The following is a 14,674-nucleotide window of genomic DNA, read 5'->3' on the forward strand; positions in this document are numbered from 1 at the left end:
GTCAGGGGCCTGTCAGGGGGATATCAGGGGTACCCCCGGCCGCTGAGCGGCGCCGACGGCGGGCGCGGGCGCCGGGGCGGCCGCGGCTCGCGCCGGGCGGCCCGCGGCGGACCGCATTCGGCCGGCCGCGGCGGGAACTTCCGGCCCGGCGGCACAGGGCGCGTCAGGCCCGCGGGGAGGCCCGCCCCCGGCCCCAAAGGAGGCCCCGCGGGAGAGCCGGCACCGGTCGCGCGGCGCCGGGCGCGCCGCGCGGGCCCGGCTCAGCCGGCGGCCACCGGGGTGGTCTCGCCGGGCGGCAGGTGCTCCTGGGCCACGCCCCACACCACGCGCAGCAGGTCCTCCAAAGCGTGCACCAGCGCGGCGTCGACGAGTTGGTAGCTGACCTGCCGGCCGCGCGCGGTGGTGGCGACCAGGCCGCACTCCCGCAGGCACGCCAGGTGGTTGGAGACGTTCTGCCGGGTAAGACCCAACTGCTCGGCCAGGTGCGCCGGGTAGTCGGGGCCCTCCAGCAGGGCCAGCAGGAGCCGGCAGCGGGTGGGGTCGGCCAGTGCCCGGCCCAGGCGCTGGATCGCGGCGAGGCGCTGCTCGGAAGTCAACATGAAAACCATTTTACAGCGTTTGCTGTATAGACAGTCCAGGCTGTATAAACAGTGGCGACTGAACAGTAGGCACTCGGGCGCCGCCCGCGCGAGGAGGATCCGCATGGGCCACGGACACGGCCACGGCCACGCCACGGCCGCCGCCGCCAACCGCTGGCGGCTGGCCGCCGCACTGGCGCTGATGCTGGGGGTGGCGGTGGTGCAGGTCGCCGGCGCCGCCACCTCGGGCAGCCTGGCGCTGCTGGCCGACGCCGGGCACACCGTCGCCGACTCCTTCGGCGTGGTGCTGGCCCTGGTGGCGGTGTGGGTCGCCGCACGGCCGCCCAGCGCCGACCGCACGTTCGGCCTCCAGCGCGCCGAGGTGCTGGCCGCCGCCCTCAACGCCCTCACCCTCTTCGCCCTGTGCGGGTTCGTCGCCGTCGAGGCCGTGCGGCGGCTGCTGGACCCCCAGCCGGTCGCCGGCCCCTGGGTGGCGGCCGTGGCCGCGGTGGGACTGGCCGCCAACGTGGTCGCGCTGCTGGTGCTGCGCGGCGGCCAGCGCGACAGCCTCAACGTCCGCGGCGCCTACCTGGAGGTCATGGGCGACGCCCTGGCCTCGGTGGGCGTGCTGGTGGGCGGCGGGCTGATCTGGCTCACCGGCTGGGAGCGGGTCGACTCCCTGGTCTCCCTGGCCGTCTCCGCCTTCATCGTGCCGCGCGCCTGGAGCCTGCTGCGCGAGGCCGTGCACGTCCTGCTGGAGGCCACGCCGCGCAACGTCGACCTCGACGAGGTCCGCGCCCACCTGATGCGCCAGCCCGGCGTGCTGGACGTCCACGACCTGCACGCCTGGACCATCACCTCGGGCACCCCGGTGATGTCGGCGCACGTGGTGGTCGAGGACGGCCGCCTGGCCGACGCCGGGCGCGTGCTGGACGACCTGCACGCGTGTCTGTCCGGGCACTTCGACGTCGAGCACTCCACACTGCAACTGGAGCCCGCCGGCCACGTCGAGCACGAGGGCCCCTGCCACGCCTGAGCCGCCCCCGCCGGGCGCGCCGCACCGCCCGGCGGGGTATCGTCATCGGACCCCAACGGTGCGGACAGGTCGTGACCTGGACAAAGCACCGAAGGGGTCGGCAACGTCGCCGCCCGGCCGGGGCGGGCGCCTGCGCGCCCCCGCCGGCCGCCCGGCACGCCCTCGGGCGCGCCGGGCGCGGGCCGCGGCGGAGCCGGTGCGTCACGACGTCGACCAGCTTGTGGGGAGCGCGATACATGACCGAGGGACGGAGCCCGGGCGCGATCGGCGGGGCCGGCAGGCCCAGCGGCCTCAACAGGCTCACCGACGCCCTCCGCGAGGACGTCGTCAGCGGTTTCCTGCTGATCGCGGGCGCCGTGGTCGCACTGGTCTGGGCCAACTCCCCCTGGGCCGGGGCCTATGAGTCCATCCGGACCTTCTCCTTCGGCCCGGAGCCGCTGCACCTGCACCTGAGCGTCGAGGCGTGGGCCGCCGACGGCCTGCTGGCGATCTTCTTCTTCGTCGTCGGCAACGAGCTCAAGCAGGAGTTCGTGCACGGCGAGCTGCGCAACCCGCGCCGCGCCATGCTGCCCATCATCGCGGCGCTGTGCGGCATGGTCGTGCCCGCCACCATCTACGCGCTGATCAACCTGGGCAACCCCGACGCCCTGGGCGGCTGGGGCATCCCCATGGCCACCGACATCGCCTTCGCGGTCGCCATCCTCGCCGTCGTCGGCCGCTACCTGCCCCCCGCGCTGCGCACCTTCCTGCTCACCCTGGCCATCGTGGACGACCTCGGCGCGATCGTCGTCATCGCCGTCTTCTACACCGACCACCTGGCGTTCCTGCCGCTGCTGGGCGCGATCGCCCTCCTCGCCGTCTTCGGCTACCTCCAGCGCGGCCGGGGCCTGGCCGCCGCGCTGGACCGCTCCCCCGTGCCCAACTGGGTCGTCTACATCCCCCTCGCCGTCACGGCCTGGGCGCTGATGCACGCCAGCGGCGTGCACGCCACCATCGCCGGCGTGGCCATGGGCATGCTCATGCGCACCGTCGCCCTGCCCGGCGAGGAGACCGACCCCAGCCACCGCGCCGAGCACGTCATCCGCCCCTGGTCCTCCGGCGTGGTGCTGCCCTTCTTCGCGATGATGTCGGCGGGCGTGGCCTTCACCGGCCTGGACGCGATCTTCTCCGACACCGCCGCGCTCGGCGTGATCGTCGGCCTGGTCTGCGGCAAGCTCCTGGGCATCTTCGGCGGCTCCTGGATCACCACCAAGGTCACCAGCGCCGAACTCAACCCCTCGCTGCGCTGGGTCGACATCTTCGGCATGTCGCTGCTGGCCGGGATCGGCTTCACGGTGTCGCTGCTGGTGACCGAGCTGTCCTTCCCCGAGCACCCGGAGATGATGGAGGACGCCAAGGCCGGCGTGCTGGTGGCCTCGCTGGTTGCCACGGTGCTGGCCGCCCTGGTGCTGGGCGTGCGCAGCGCCCACTACCGGCGCCACGGCTACGACACCGCCGAGGCGGGCGCCGGAGCCGCCGGGTCCTGAACCGGCCCCGCCTTCGGTGGCATCATGAGCCGACGGGCCCGACACGCGGCGTTGGCCCCGCGGCCGGGCGCGGAACGCGGTTGGATGGTGGTGCGTTCCCCGTCCAGGTGCGCCGGGACCCGCGGCCGGCCGCGGCCCCACCGAAGGCCACCCCAGCACCCCGATCAGGACCCCGATGCGAACACCCCAGCCTGACCGCGCCCAGACCGTGCGCAGCGCCGTCTACCGCAGGCTGGCGCGGCTCTGGCGGCGCCCCACGCTGCCGCGCGACATCCCCCGCGCCCTGTGGGGCCGCCCGGCGCGCGTGTTCGTGCTGCTGTTCGTGGTCGCCGACCTGCTGGGCGCGCTGGTCCTGCTGCTGCCCGCCGCCCACGCCGAGGGCGAGAGCCTCACCGTGGTCGAGGCGCTGTTCACCGCCACCAGCGCGCTGGCGGTGTGCGGGCTGGCGGTCATCGGGCTGGGCAGCGAGCTGTCGGTGTTCGGCGAACTGGTGGTGGCCGCGCTGGTCCAGGTCGGCGGCATCGGGATCATGACCCTGGCCTCGGTGCTGGGCGTGGTGGTCATCCACCGCTTCGGGCTGCGCATGCAGCTCACGGTGCAGGCCGAGACCCGCAGCCTCAGTGTCGGCGACGTCAGCGGGATCGTGGGCCGCGTGGTGCGCACCAGCCTGCTGTGCGAGGCGGTGCTGGCGGCGGTGATCGTGCCGCGCCTGTGGCTGTCCCACGGCATGTCCCCGCTGGAGGTGCTCTACAGCGGGGCCTTCCACTCGATCATGGCCTTCAACAACGCCGGGCTGTCCCTCTACGACGACAGCCTCACCCGGTTCTCCGGCGACCCCGTCATCCTGCTGCCCATCGCCGCGGCCACCATCGTGGGCGGGCTGGGCTTCCCGGTGCTGCTGGAGCTGCGCCGCCACCTGCGCAGCCCCCGGCGCTGGAGCCTGCACACCAAGCTGACCATGACCACCACGGGGCTGCTGTTCGCGGCCGGGATCGTGCTGGTCCCCCTCCTGGAGTGGACCAACCCCGCCACCCTGGGCGGCCTCAGCACCGAGGCGCGGCTGGTCAACGGGATCTTCCACGGGATCATGCCGCGCAGCGGCGGGTTCAACACGGTGGACGTGGGCGCCATGGAGGAGTCCACGCTGCTGGTCACGATCATGCTGATGTTCGTGGGCAACGGCAGCGGCAGCACGGCCGGCGGCATCAAGGTGGCCACGCTGGCGGTGCTGTTCCTGGTGGTGTGGGCGGAGATCCGCGGCCACCCCCACGTCCACGTCTTCGGCCGCCGCCTCCCGCCCTCGGTGATCCGCGAGGCACTGAGCCTGACGTTCCTGTCGATGACGGTGGTCGTGGCCTCCACGGTGGCGCTGCTGGTGGCCACGACCTACCCGCTGGAGGTCGTGCTCTTCGAGGTGGTGTCGGCCTCGGGCGTGGTGGGGCTGTCCACCGGGATCACCGGCGACCTGCCCGAGGGGGCGCAGCTGCTGCTGGTCGTGCTCATGCTGGCCGGCCGGATCGGCCCCATCACGTTCGCCTCGGCGCTGGCCCTGCGCGAGCACACCCGGCGCTACGATCTGGCCGAGTCGCGTCCGATTATTGGTTAGAGGACCCGGCGCAGGGCCGGGCCGCAACGGGACGGAGAACACAGTGCAGCGGAGCAGGCCAAACGACAAGCGCGTGCTCGTCATCGGGCTGGGGCGCTTCGGCAGCTCCCTGGCCCTGGAGCTGGTGGCGCACGGCTGGGAGGTGCTGGGCATGGACTCCAACCCGCGCCTGGTGCAGGCCTACGCCGAGTCGCTGACCCACACCGTGGTGGCCGACGCCACCGACGACGAGGCGCTGCGCCAGGTCGGCGCGCACGAGTTCACCCGGGCGGTCGTGGCGATCGGCACCCACCTGGAGGAGAGCATCCTGGCCGCCTCGCTCCTGGTGGACATGGGCGTGCCGCACATCTGGGCCAAGGCCACCAGCCGCCGGCACGGCCGCATCCTGCAGCAGATCGGCGCCCACCACGTCGTCCTGCCCGAGCACGACATGGGCGAGCGCGTGGCGCACCTGGTCTCGGGGCGGATGCTCGACTACGTCGAGATCGAGGAGGACTTCGCGCTGGGCAAGACCAAGGCGCCGCGCGAGATGATCGGCCGCAAGCTGGGCGAGACCAAGGTGCGCACCAAGCACGGCATCACGGTGGTGTGCATCAAGCGCCACGGCGAGCAGTTCACCTACGCCACGGCCGACACCGTTCCGCAGAAGGGCGACATCATCGTGGTCGCCGGCAAGACCGACGCCGTGGAGCGGTTCGCCGAGATCAACTGAGGCCGGCACGCGTCCGCCCGTCCACACCCGCCGGTCCGGACATCACGGGACAACAGCCACATACGCCCCATATTGCTCACATTGCCGCAAATTGACAACCATTTTCATTTTCGCGATGATGGAGCCCATGCGAGGACGGACGTATGTCAAGGTGGCCGCCGTGTGCGCGGCCGGGATGCTCACCGTGGCGGGCTGCGGCACCGGCGGGGGCGGCGAGGGCGGGTCCGGCGAACGGCTCAGCGTCGTCACCGGCGTCTACCCGCTGGAGTGGCTGGCCGGGCAGGTGGGCGGCGACCACGTCGAGGTCGCCAACCTCACGGAGCCCGGGGCCGAGCCCCACGACCTCGAACTCACCCCGCGCCAGGTCGGCCAGGTGGCCGACGCCGACCTCGCCTTCTACGTCAGCGGCCTGCAGCCGGCGGTCGACGACGCCGTGGCCCAGCAGGGCGACGGCAACGCCCTCGACGTCGCCGACGTGGTCGAACTCCGCACGGCCGAGGAGAACGCCGCCGAGGAGTCCCACGACCACGGCGGCGAGGAGTCCCACGACGACGAGGGCGGCCACGACCACGCCGAGGAGGACCACGCGGCCGAGGAGTCCCACGACCACGCCGAGGACGCCCACGCCGAGGACGAGGGCGCCGAGGCGTCCCACGACGACGAGGGCGGCCACGACGGCCACGACCATGGCGAGTTCGACCCGCACATGTGGCTCGACACCGACCGCATGGCCGAGGCCGCCTCGGGCCTGGCCGACCGGCTCGCCGAGATCGACCCCGACCACGCCGACGCCTACGCCGCCAACGCCGAGGAGGTCACCACCCTCCTCGACGGCATCCACGAGGACTACACCGCCGGCCTGGCCGACTGCCGCAGCCGCGACATCGTGGTCAGCCACACCGCGTTCGGCTACCTCGCCGCGCGCTACGACCTCCACCAGATCCCCGTGGCCGGGCTGGACTCCCACTCCGAGCCCTCGCCGGCGCGCATGGCCGAGGTCGCCGAGGTCGTCCGCGAGCACGACGTCCAGACCGTCTTCACCGAGCCGCTGACCAGCCCGGAGTCGGCCGAGACCATCGCCGAGGAGACCGGAGCCGACACCGCCGTGCTCGACCCGCTGGAGGGGGTCACCGACGCCTCGCCCGGCGACGACTACCCCTCCATCATGCGCGGCAACCTGGAGGCGCTGAGCACCGCGCTCGACTGCGGCTGACGCCGCGGGCGCACCGCCCGGGCCCGTTCCCCGCCGCGCGGGGGGAACGGGCCCTTTCCACGTCACAAATCAGTGGCGAGGGGCGGACAGAGAGTATGCACGTGAGTTATCCTGATCAAAGTACGGTGCTGATGCACGTGCATTGGACGGTGCAGTTAGCTGTGCTCCCCCGCTCTGTGAAACTGCGCCACCGACCCAGAGGAGTTTTCCCATGGACGCCTACAACGGCATCGCGGCCTCCGAACTCCACGACGTCGCCTGGCAGAAGAGCCGGCGCAGCAACCACCAGGGCACCTGCGTCGAGATGGCGCGCCTGTCCGACGGGTCCATCGCCATGCGCAACTCCCGCTTTCCCGACGGCCCCGCGCTGGTCTACACCCAGGCCGAGATCGACGCCCTGATCCTCGGCGCCAAGGACGGCGACTTCGACAACCTGCTGGGGTAGCCCCCGGCCGACCCGCCCATGCGCCGCCCCCCCGGCGCGTGGTCAGGGCTCCGCGAACGGCCTGCGGGCCGGTCGCGGGGCCCTTCTTGCGCTGCGCGTCCGAGGCGTCGCGCCTCACGGGGCGGAGCAAGGCCGGACCGCCTCGGCGCCGCGCGGAACGGCTCCGGGCCGCTCCGCAGGGGCTCAGAGGTCGTTCATCATGTCCTTGAGCCGCAGCGTGGTCTGGGCCGGGGTGTCGGCGATGACGCTGAGGTTCTCCATGGCCATGGTGTAGACGTCGATCTCACTGCGCCGGTCCAGGCACATCGACCCGGTGAGCTGCTCCAGGTAGACGATGTCGGAGAGCCCGAAGTCGGGGTAGCGCAGGATCGTGAAGGACCCCACCGCCGCGGCGTGCGCGCCCACGCTGAACGGGATGATCTGCACCGTGATGTTGGGGCGCTCGCTCAGCTCGATCAGCCGCTCAAGCTGCCCGCGCATGATGTCGGGGCCGCCCACCGGGCGGCGCACCGCGGCCTCGTCGATGATGGCCCACAGCCGGCAGGCGCCGCTGAGCACGTGGCGCTGCCGGCGCATCCGCACCGCCACGCGGTCCTCGGTCTCGACCGGCTTGACGCGGTTGCCCAGGGCGATCACCGAGCGGGCGTACTCCTCGGTCTGCAGCATGCCCGGCACGAACTGCGCCTCGTAGACCCGGATGCGGGTTGCGGCCTCCTCAAGGCCGACATAGACCTGGAACCAGTTGGGCAGGCTCTCGCCGTAGGCCTGCCACCAGCCCGGCTTCTTGGAGTCGCGGGCCAGCTGCACCATGGTGCGGATCTGTTCTCTGTCGGTGACCCCGTATAACTTCAGCAGGTCCTCGACGTCGCGCACCTTGAAGCCGACCCGGCCCAGCTCCATACGGCTGATCTTGGACTCCGAGCCGCGGATGTAGTGGCCGGCCTCGGCCCGGGTGAGGCCCTTGGCCTCCCGGCACTTGCGCAGTTCCGATCCCAGCAGCATCCGGCGCACTGTGGGACCGCTCCCCTTCTTCAGACGAGCAATGTCCACTGCCGGTGCCTCCCTGCTCCACTCCGGCGGAACCCGCCGGGGACCGCCGCGCCGCATGGCATACCCACGCAAGCCCACGATATCGCCGATTGGACCGACAACTCGATCAGCGGCACCCCGAACGGGCGCCGAAGCGCGCGTCCGGCGCCGGCGCGGAGGGTGGTCCGGGGCCGCCCGGGGGTGTGCGGGCGGACGGTGGTCAGTGGAAACTCGCCCAGACGTACTTCCCCTGGGGCAGGACGGGAAGGACACCCCAGGCGCGGCAGAAACACGCCACAAGGTGCAGTCCGCGGCCGTTCTCCAGCCGGAGGTCGGGTTCGCGGGGGATCGGCATGCGCTCACCGCGGTCCCAGACGGCGCAGACGAACTCGCCGCCGCGCCGCAGCAGGCCCATGCGGATGGGGTCGTCGAGGGCGGCCGGGCGCGCGGAGGGGCGGCCGTGGCGCAGGGCGTTGGTCACGAGTTCGGAGACCACGAGTTCGACGTCGGCCACCAGCGCGCCCATGCGCCACTCGCGCAGGACGCCGACGGCGATCTCGCGGGCGGCCGCCGGTGCGGCGGGCTCGGCCTCCAGGCGGAAGAAGAGGTGGTCGGCGTGCGGTGCCCGCGCACGGCCGTTGTGGTCGGGGGCGCCGTTCAGCAGGACGGACGACCACCACGCCCGTGGAGAGGGTGCCGCGAACGGCCCCGAACAGTCGCCGTCGTCCAGTCTTCCCATCGATTCGCGGGCTGGTTGTCCGGTCACCGCGATCCCCTCGCAGTCGTCTTCATCGGGCCCCAGAGCCGGTCCGGCCGGCTGCCGCAGCATCGGGAGCGGATGTCGCGCAGGAACCAAATGCACGTGCATTCACCGCATGCAGGCATCCTAGGGCACCCGTGCCCGGGACTTCAGTGAAAGCGTTGAGTTGCCCGCAGAGTTTCTGCCGCAGATCATGAAAGACCGGTCGGACCTGCAGAAACGTTGGGCAATCGGGTACGTGGTCGGCGGCGGGCGCGGGGCCGTCCGCGCGGGTGGGCGGCCCGGTGGCGCGGCGAAGGCGCCTCGGTCAGGCGGCGAGCAGCGTACGGTGGACGCGGTCGGGGTAGTCGGTGATGATCCCGTCCACCCCGTCGCGGATGAGGCGGCGGATGGCCTGGTCGTTGTTGGCGGTCCAGCCGAACATCGCCAGCCCCTGGGCGTGGGCGTGGCGCACATAGGGCGCTGACACCCGCAGGTGGTGCGGGTTGATCAAGCGCGCGTACTGGGCGATCCGGCGCAGGCCGAGCCGCCCGTAGGTCTTGCCCAGCGCGGCGGTGTGCAGCGCGGGGGCGGCGGCGGCGATCTCGCGCAGCATGACCCAGTCGAAGCTCTGCAGGATGAGCCGCCCCTCGGCCCCGGCCTCGCGCCAGTGCGGGTCGGTGCTCAGCTCCTCGGCCAGGCGGCGGGCCATGGCCCGGTCGCGGTCGCGGCGGTGCACCTTCAGCTCCACCAGCGCGCCCAGGCCCTCCTCGCGCAGGACCTCCAGGCTCTCGTGCAGGGTGGGGACGCGCTCACCGGCGAAGCCGGGGCCGAACCAGGCGCCGGCGTCGAGGCGGCGGATCTCGGCGAGGGTGAAGTCGGCGACGTTGAAGGTGCGGCGCTCGGGGAAGACGTCGGCGACGTCGGTGGTGCGGCGCAGGGTGGAGTCGTGCATGACGACGAACGCGCCGTCGGCCGTCGGGCGGACGTCGATCTCGGCCATGTCGGCGCCGCGCTCGCGGGCGGCGCGCAGGGCCGCCAGGGTGTTCTCGGGCGCGTACGCCGAGGCGCCGCGGTGGGCGACGACGATCACCGCCGGTCACCCCGGATGTGCGCCCGGGCGGGCTGCGCCGGGGCGCGGACAGGGCCGCGGCGCCGCGCGGCCGGATCGGGCGCCCGGTGTGCCGCGGTGCCGACGAGCGACATGGCCACCGCCTCTTTCCACTCGGTCCTCGTGGGGCCTGTCTTCAAGCCTCACCGCTCCCGGCCAACACGCGGTGGCCGAGGAGTGATCGCCCGGTGGAGCGCGCCGGGCCGTTGCCCGGTCGCGGTCGCCGCGCCGTGCCGCCGGGGCTTCGTCACTGCGTCACCCTATCGCCGCGCAACGCGCTTTCCCCGGCGCCGCGTGGATTGACCGGCCCGCTCTACCGGGGATGTGGTGGACGCACCACCCCGGGCGCGGGGGGCCGCCCCCTGCCGCCGCCTGCCGGCTCCCGACACCGCGCGGCGGCCGCGCGCACGGGGCCCGCGCCGGACCTACCGCTCGCCGGTCTCGGCGATCCCGTAGAAGTCGAGCGCGTTGGCGGTGAACACCCGATCGGCGGCGGCGCCGAGGGTGTCGGCGATGAGCCGCAGGTCGGCGGGGTCGAAGGGCCGGGGCGCCCGGGTGGAGGGCAGGTCGGTGCCGGCCATCAGGGCGCCGGGGTTGACCTCGGCGATGGCGCGCAGGGCCTCGGGCACGTCGAGGTCGCCGCGGCCGAAACCGGTCGCCTTGACGCGGGCGCCGGTGCCCACCAGCGCCAGCAGGGCGGGCAGGCCCTCCTGGCTGAGGCCGAGGTGGTCCACGCTCACGCGGGGCAGCGGCGCGATGCGGGGGGCCAGGCGGCGCAGGTCGCGGGCGTCGACGTAGAGCTCGGTGGGCCAGTTGAGCAGTTCGGCGGCGCGCATGCCGAGCTGGACCAGGGCGTCCAGGTCGCCGGCCGGGCCGCGGACCAGGTTGATGCGCAGCGCGCGGACCCCGGCGGCGTGCAGGTCGCGCAGGTGGGAGTCGGAGGTCTCGGGCGGCAGCTGGGCGACGCCCACGAAGGCGGGCCCCAGCTCGCGCAGCGCGGCGATCAGGTAGTCCTGCTCGGTGCCGTTGAACGACCCGGCGACCACGGCGCCGCCGGTGACCCCCAGCGCCTCGGCGTGGGCGCGGTAGTCGTCGACGGTGAACGGGTCGGGTCGGTACCCGTCGTTGCCGGGCAGCGCGAAGCGCGGGTCGATGATGTGGAGGTGGGCGTCGAACAACGCAGCGCCTCGTTTCGGCCGGGGTCGGGGAGGACCGCACGAGCGGACGGGGAACCGGGGCCCGAGGGGTGCCCGCTGCGGGGTGGGGCCCGGTCGACCACGCTAGTACGTCCAGCGCACCGCCGTGGGCCGGGCGGGGACTCGTTTCGGACTCGGTCCGCGCCGGGGCGGGGGCGGCGCGGAGGCGCAGGGGCGCGCGGCCGCCGCGCCGCGCCCGGGACCACCCCACATACCACCTGGTCGGTATGAGTGGATAGGATCGGCTCGATGTGTCCTGGACCACCCCCTCGGAGGTAGCCAATGTCAGAAACCCGTCGCGTCGCGATCGTCACCGGGGCCGCCCGCGGCATCGGCGCGGCCACGGCGCGCAGGCTGGCCGCCGACGGCCGCGCCGTGGCCGTCGTCGACCTGAAGGAGAGCGACGCCCAGGCCACCGTCGACCGGATCACCGCCGACGGCGGCACGGCCCTGGCGGTGGGCGCCGACGTCAGCGACCCCGGGCAGGTGGCGGCGGCCGTGGCGCTGGTCGCCGAGCGCCTGGGCCCGCCGACCATCCTCGTCAACAACGCCGGGGTCATCCGCGACAACCTGCTGTTCAAGATGTCGGAGGACGACTGGGACACCGTCATGCAGGTGCACCTGCGCGGCTCGTTCCTGATGACCCGCGCCGTCCAGGAGCACATGACCGCCCAGGGCTGGGGCCGCGTCGTCTCCCTGTCGAGCACCTCGGCGCTGGGCAACCGCGGGCAGGCCAACTACGCCACCGCCAAGGCCGGCCTCCAGGGCTTCACCAAGACCATCGCCATCGAACTGGGCAAGTTCGGCGTGACCGCCAACGCCGTGGCGCCCGGGTTCATCGAGACCGACATGACCCGCGCCACGGCCGAGCGCGTGGGCATGGACTTCGAGGAGTTCAAGGCCGCCGCCGCGGCCCAGATCCCCGTCCGGCGCACCGGCCGGCCCGAGGACATCGCCGCCACCGTCTCCTTCCTCACCAGCGAGGAGGCCGGGTTCGTCTCCGGCCAGGTCATCTACGTCGCCGGCGGCCCGCGCGACTGACCCGGCCGCCGCGGCCGCACCCCACCCCCCGCCTGACCCTCAGTTCGGAGGTTCCATGACAACGGCCCCCGCGGGCGCGTCGCTCGACGCGCCCGCACTGCGGCGGCGGGTCGCCGCCCTCGTCGAGACACACGACCCCGCGACCACCGACCAGCGCGAGTTCCTGGCCGCCCGCTTCGACGCCGGGCTGGCCTGGGTGCACTTCCCCGAGGGCGAGGGCGGCCTGGGCGCGCCCCGCTCCCTGCAGGCCGTCGTCGACCAGGAGTTCGAGCGCCTCGGGTTCGTCCCCACCGGCCGCGAGGGGCTCGTCATCGGCCTGGGCATGGCGGCGCCGACCATCCTGGCCTTCGGCACGCCCGAGCAGCGCGCCCGCTACCTCAAGCCGCTCTACACCGGCGAGGAGGTCTGGTGCCAGCTCTTCAGCGAGCCCGGCGCCGGCTCCGACCTCGCGGCCCTGGGCACCCGGGCGGTGCGCGACGGTGACACCTGGGTCGTCAACGGGCAGAAGGTGTGGACCTCCCTGGCGCACCGGGCGCACTTCGCGATCCTGGTCACCCGCACCGACCCCGACGTGCCCAAGCACAAGGGCATGACCTACTTCATCTGCGACATGTCCGCCGATGGGGTGGAGGTCCGGCCGCTGCGCCAGCTCACCGGCGAGGCGGAGTTCAACGAGGTTTACCTGACCGACGTCCGCATCCCCGACTCCCAGCGGCTCGGCGCCGAGGGCGAGGGCTGGCGGGTGGCCCAGACCACGCTGATGAACGAGCGGGTCGCCATCGGCGGCCACCCCGAGCCGCGCGAGGGCGGGCTCATCGCCGTCGCCGCGCACATCTGGCGCACGCGGCCCGAGCTGCGCACCCCCGGCCTGCACGACGCCCTGCTGCGGCTGTGGGTGGAGGCCGAGGCGGCGCGGCTGACCAAGGAGCGGCTGCGCCAGCAGCTGGCGGTGGGCCAGCCGGGGCCGGAGGGATCGGCGGCCAAGTTCGCCTTCTCGCGGCTCAACCAGGAGATCTCCGGGCTGGAGCTGGAGCTGCTGGGCGAGGAGGGCATGCTCTACGACGACTGGACCTTCCGCCGCCCCGAGGGGGTGTCGCTGGCCGCGCGCTCGCCGGGGTTCCACTACCTGCGCAGCAAGGGCAACTCCATCGAGGGCGGGACCTCCGAGATCCTGCGCAACATCATCGCCGAGCGGGTCCTGGGCCTGCCCGGGGAGATCCGGGTGGACAAGGACGTCGCGTGGAAGGACCTGCCCAAGTGAGCGAGAAGCGTCTGGACCTGCTCTACACCGAGGTCGAACAGGAGCTGCGGGCCAGCGTGCGCTCGCTGCTGGAGGACAAGAGCCCGCCCGAGGCGGTGCTGGCGCGCGTGGAGGGCGACCAGGTCACCGACACCGCGCTGTGGAAGGAGCTGGCCGGCATCGGCGTGGCGGGGCTGCCGGTGGCCGAGGAGCTGGGCGGCGCGGGCGCCGGCCTGCGGGAGTCGGCCGTGGTCGCCGAGGAGCTGGGCCGGTGCGTGGCGCCCGTGCCGTTCCTGGGCAGCGCCGTGCTGGCCACCACCGCGCTGCTGGAGGCCGGCGCCGAGGCCGAGGGCGACATCGCCGCGCTGGCCTCGGGCGAGGCCGTGGCGGCGCTGGCGGTGCCGCTGGCCACTCCCCCGGGCGCGGCCTTCCCCGAGGCGGTGCGCGCCGAGGACGGCGCGCTGAGCGGCACGGTCACCGGCGTGGTCGACGCCGTGACCGCCGACGTGCTGGTGGTCCCGGCGGTCGGCCCCGACGGTCCGGGGCTCTACGTGGTGGAGGCCGCGGCCGCGCGGGTGTCGCCCGTGGTGAGCCTGGACCTCACCCGGCCGCTGGCCGAGGTCGCGTTCACCGCGTCGGCGGCGCGGCGGGTGGCCTCCGGCGAGGCCGCCGGCCGGGCGCTGCGGCGCGCGCTGACGGCCGGGGCGGCCCTGCTGTCGGCCGAGCAGCTGGGTGTGGCCGAGTGGGCGCTGGAGACCACGGTGGCCTACGCCAAGACCCGCCACCAGTTCGGCCGGCCCATCGGGTCCTTCCAGGCGGTCAAGCACCGGCTGGCCGACCTGTGGGTGGCCGTGTCCCAGGCGCGGGCGGTGGTGCGCGGCGCGGCCAGCGCGGCGGCTGCCGCGCGGCAGGACCCCGGCGACGCCGAGGCCGCCCGCGAGGCGGAGCTGAACGCGGCGCTGGCCCAGGCGTTCGTGTCGGGGGTGGCGGTCAAGGCCGCCGAGGAGGCGGTGCAGCTGCACGGCGGTATCGGGTTCACCTGGGAGCATCCGGCGCACCTGTACCTCAAGCGGGCCAAGAGCGACGCCATCGCGCTGGGCACCGCCGACCGGCACCGCCTGGCCCTGGCGCGGCTGGTGGACCTGCCGGCGGCCGAGGTCGGCTGAGCGGCCGGCCGCGCGGCGCGGCGGCCGGGGCGGCGT

The 14,674-nt window shown here is 73.7% G+C and carries 14 protein-coding genes; 9 read left to right on the top strand and 5 right to left on the bottom strand.

Annotated elements, in window-relative coordinates:
* Nucleotides 1–260 precede the first annotated feature (260 nt).
* A complete protein-coding gene (gene cmtR / locus HNR12_RS09285; protein WP_274614001.1) occupies nucleotides 261–608 on the bottom strand; it encodes a Cd(II)/Pb(II)-sensing metalloregulatory transcriptional regulator CmtR in 348 nt (115 codons plus the stop codon).
* Between the two features lie 94 nt (nucleotides 609–702).
* On the opposite strand from cmtR, the gene HNR12_RS09290 reads away from it, so the two are divergent.
* From HNR12_RS09290 to HNR12_RS09315, 6 genes are all read left to right on the top strand, one after another.
* Nucleotides 703–1,614: a cation diffusion facilitator family transporter gene (locus HNR12_RS09290; protein ID WP_179767107.1), complete on the top strand. Its 912-nt coding sequence runs from the start codon at nucleotides 703–705 to the stop codon at nucleotides 1,612–1,614.
* Between the two features lie 236 nt (nucleotides 1,615–1,850).
* Complete coding sequence (gene nhaA / locus HNR12_RS09295; protein WP_179767108.1) at nucleotides 1,851–3,140, top strand: Na+/H+ antiporter NhaA; 1,290 nt, start codon at nucleotides 1,851–1,853, stop codon at nucleotides 3,138–3,140.
* A 175-nt stretch (nucleotides 3,141–3,315) separates the two neighbouring features.
* Entirely contained in the window at nucleotides 3,316–4,746 is a 1,431-nt protein-coding gene (locus HNR12_RS09300) for a TrkH family potassium uptake protein (protein WP_179767109.1), read from the top strand.
* Between the two features lie 43 nt (nucleotides 4,747–4,789).
* Complete coding sequence (locus HNR12_RS09305) at nucleotides 4,790–5,458, top strand: potassium channel family protein (protein WP_179767110.1); 669 nt, start codon at nucleotides 4,790–4,792, stop codon at nucleotides 5,456–5,458.
* A 127-nt stretch (nucleotides 5,459–5,585) separates the two neighbouring features.
* The gene (locus HNR12_RS09310; RefSeq protein WP_179767111.1) at nucleotides 5,586–6,671 is read left to right on the top strand and encodes a metal ABC transporter substrate-binding protein; all 1,086 of its coding nucleotides are present in this window, start codon (nucleotides 5,586–5,588) and stop codon (nucleotides 6,669–6,671) included.
* 211 nt (nucleotides 6,672–6,882) lie between these two features.
* A complete protein-coding gene (locus HNR12_RS09315; RefSeq protein ID WP_179767112.1) occupies nucleotides 6,883–7,116 on the top strand; it encodes a DUF397 domain-containing protein in 234 nt (77 codons plus the stop codon).
* A gap of 183 nt (nucleotides 7,117–7,299) precedes the next feature.
* Here HNR12_RS09315 and HNR12_RS09320 read toward each other — a convergent pair whose 3' ends face one another.
* From HNR12_RS09320 to HNR12_RS09335, 4 genes are all read right to left on the bottom strand, one after another.
* A complete protein-coding gene (locus HNR12_RS09320; protein WP_179767113.1) occupies nucleotides 7,300–8,118 on the bottom strand; it encodes a helix-turn-helix domain-containing protein in 819 nt (272 codons plus the stop codon).
* A 247-nt stretch (nucleotides 8,119–8,365) separates the two neighbouring features.
* Entirely contained in the window at nucleotides 8,366–8,884 is a 519-nt protein-coding gene (locus tag HNR12_RS09325) for an ATP-binding protein (protein ID WP_179767114.1), read from the bottom strand.
* 328 nt (nucleotides 8,885–9,212) lie between these two features.
* Nucleotides 9,213–9,977 carry a glycerophosphodiester phosphodiesterase gene (locus tag HNR12_RS09330; RefSeq protein WP_179767115.1) on the bottom strand — a complete coding sequence of 255 codons (765 nt, stop codon included), beginning with the start codon at nucleotides 9,975–9,977 and terminating at the stop codon, nucleotides 9,213–9,215.
* A 443-nt stretch (nucleotides 9,978–10,420) separates the two neighbouring features.
* Entirely contained in the window at nucleotides 10,421–11,173 is a 753-nt protein-coding gene (locus HNR12_RS09335) for an amidohydrolase family protein (protein ID WP_179767116.1), read from the bottom strand.
* Nucleotides 11,174–11,473: 300 nt separating this feature from the next.
* Between HNR12_RS09335 and fabG the strand changes: the two genes are divergently transcribed.
* From fabG to HNR12_RS09350, 3 genes are read left to right on the top strand one after another with little or no spacing between them, the layout of a single operon-like run.
* Nucleotides 11,474–12,232: a 3-oxoacyl-ACP reductase FabG gene (gene fabG, locus HNR12_RS09340; RefSeq protein WP_179767117.1), complete on the top strand. Its 759-nt coding sequence runs from the start codon at nucleotides 11,474–11,476 to the stop codon at nucleotides 12,230–12,232.
* A 55-nt stretch (nucleotides 12,233–12,287) separates the two neighbouring features.
* The gene (locus tag HNR12_RS09345) at nucleotides 12,288–13,493 is read left to right on the top strand and encodes an acyl-CoA dehydrogenase family protein (protein WP_179767118.1); all 1,206 of its coding nucleotides are present in this window, start codon (nucleotides 12,288–12,290) and stop codon (nucleotides 13,491–13,493) included.
* Nucleotides 13,490–14,638, top strand: a complete 1,149-nt coding sequence (locus HNR12_RS09350; RefSeq protein ID WP_179767119.1) for an acyl-CoA dehydrogenase family protein — start codon at nucleotides 13,490–13,492, stop codon at nucleotides 14,636–14,638. The genes HNR12_RS09345 and HNR12_RS09350 overlap by 4 nt, the downstream gene beginning before the upstream one ends.
* The last annotated feature ends 36 nt before the right edge of the window (nucleotides 14,639–14,674 follow it).

Source organism: Streptomonospora nanhaiensis, from assembly GCF_013410565.1.
GTDB classification, from domain to species: domain Bacteria; phylum Actinomycetota; class Actinomycetes; order Streptosporangiales; family Streptosporangiaceae; genus Streptomonospora; species Streptomonospora nanhaiensis.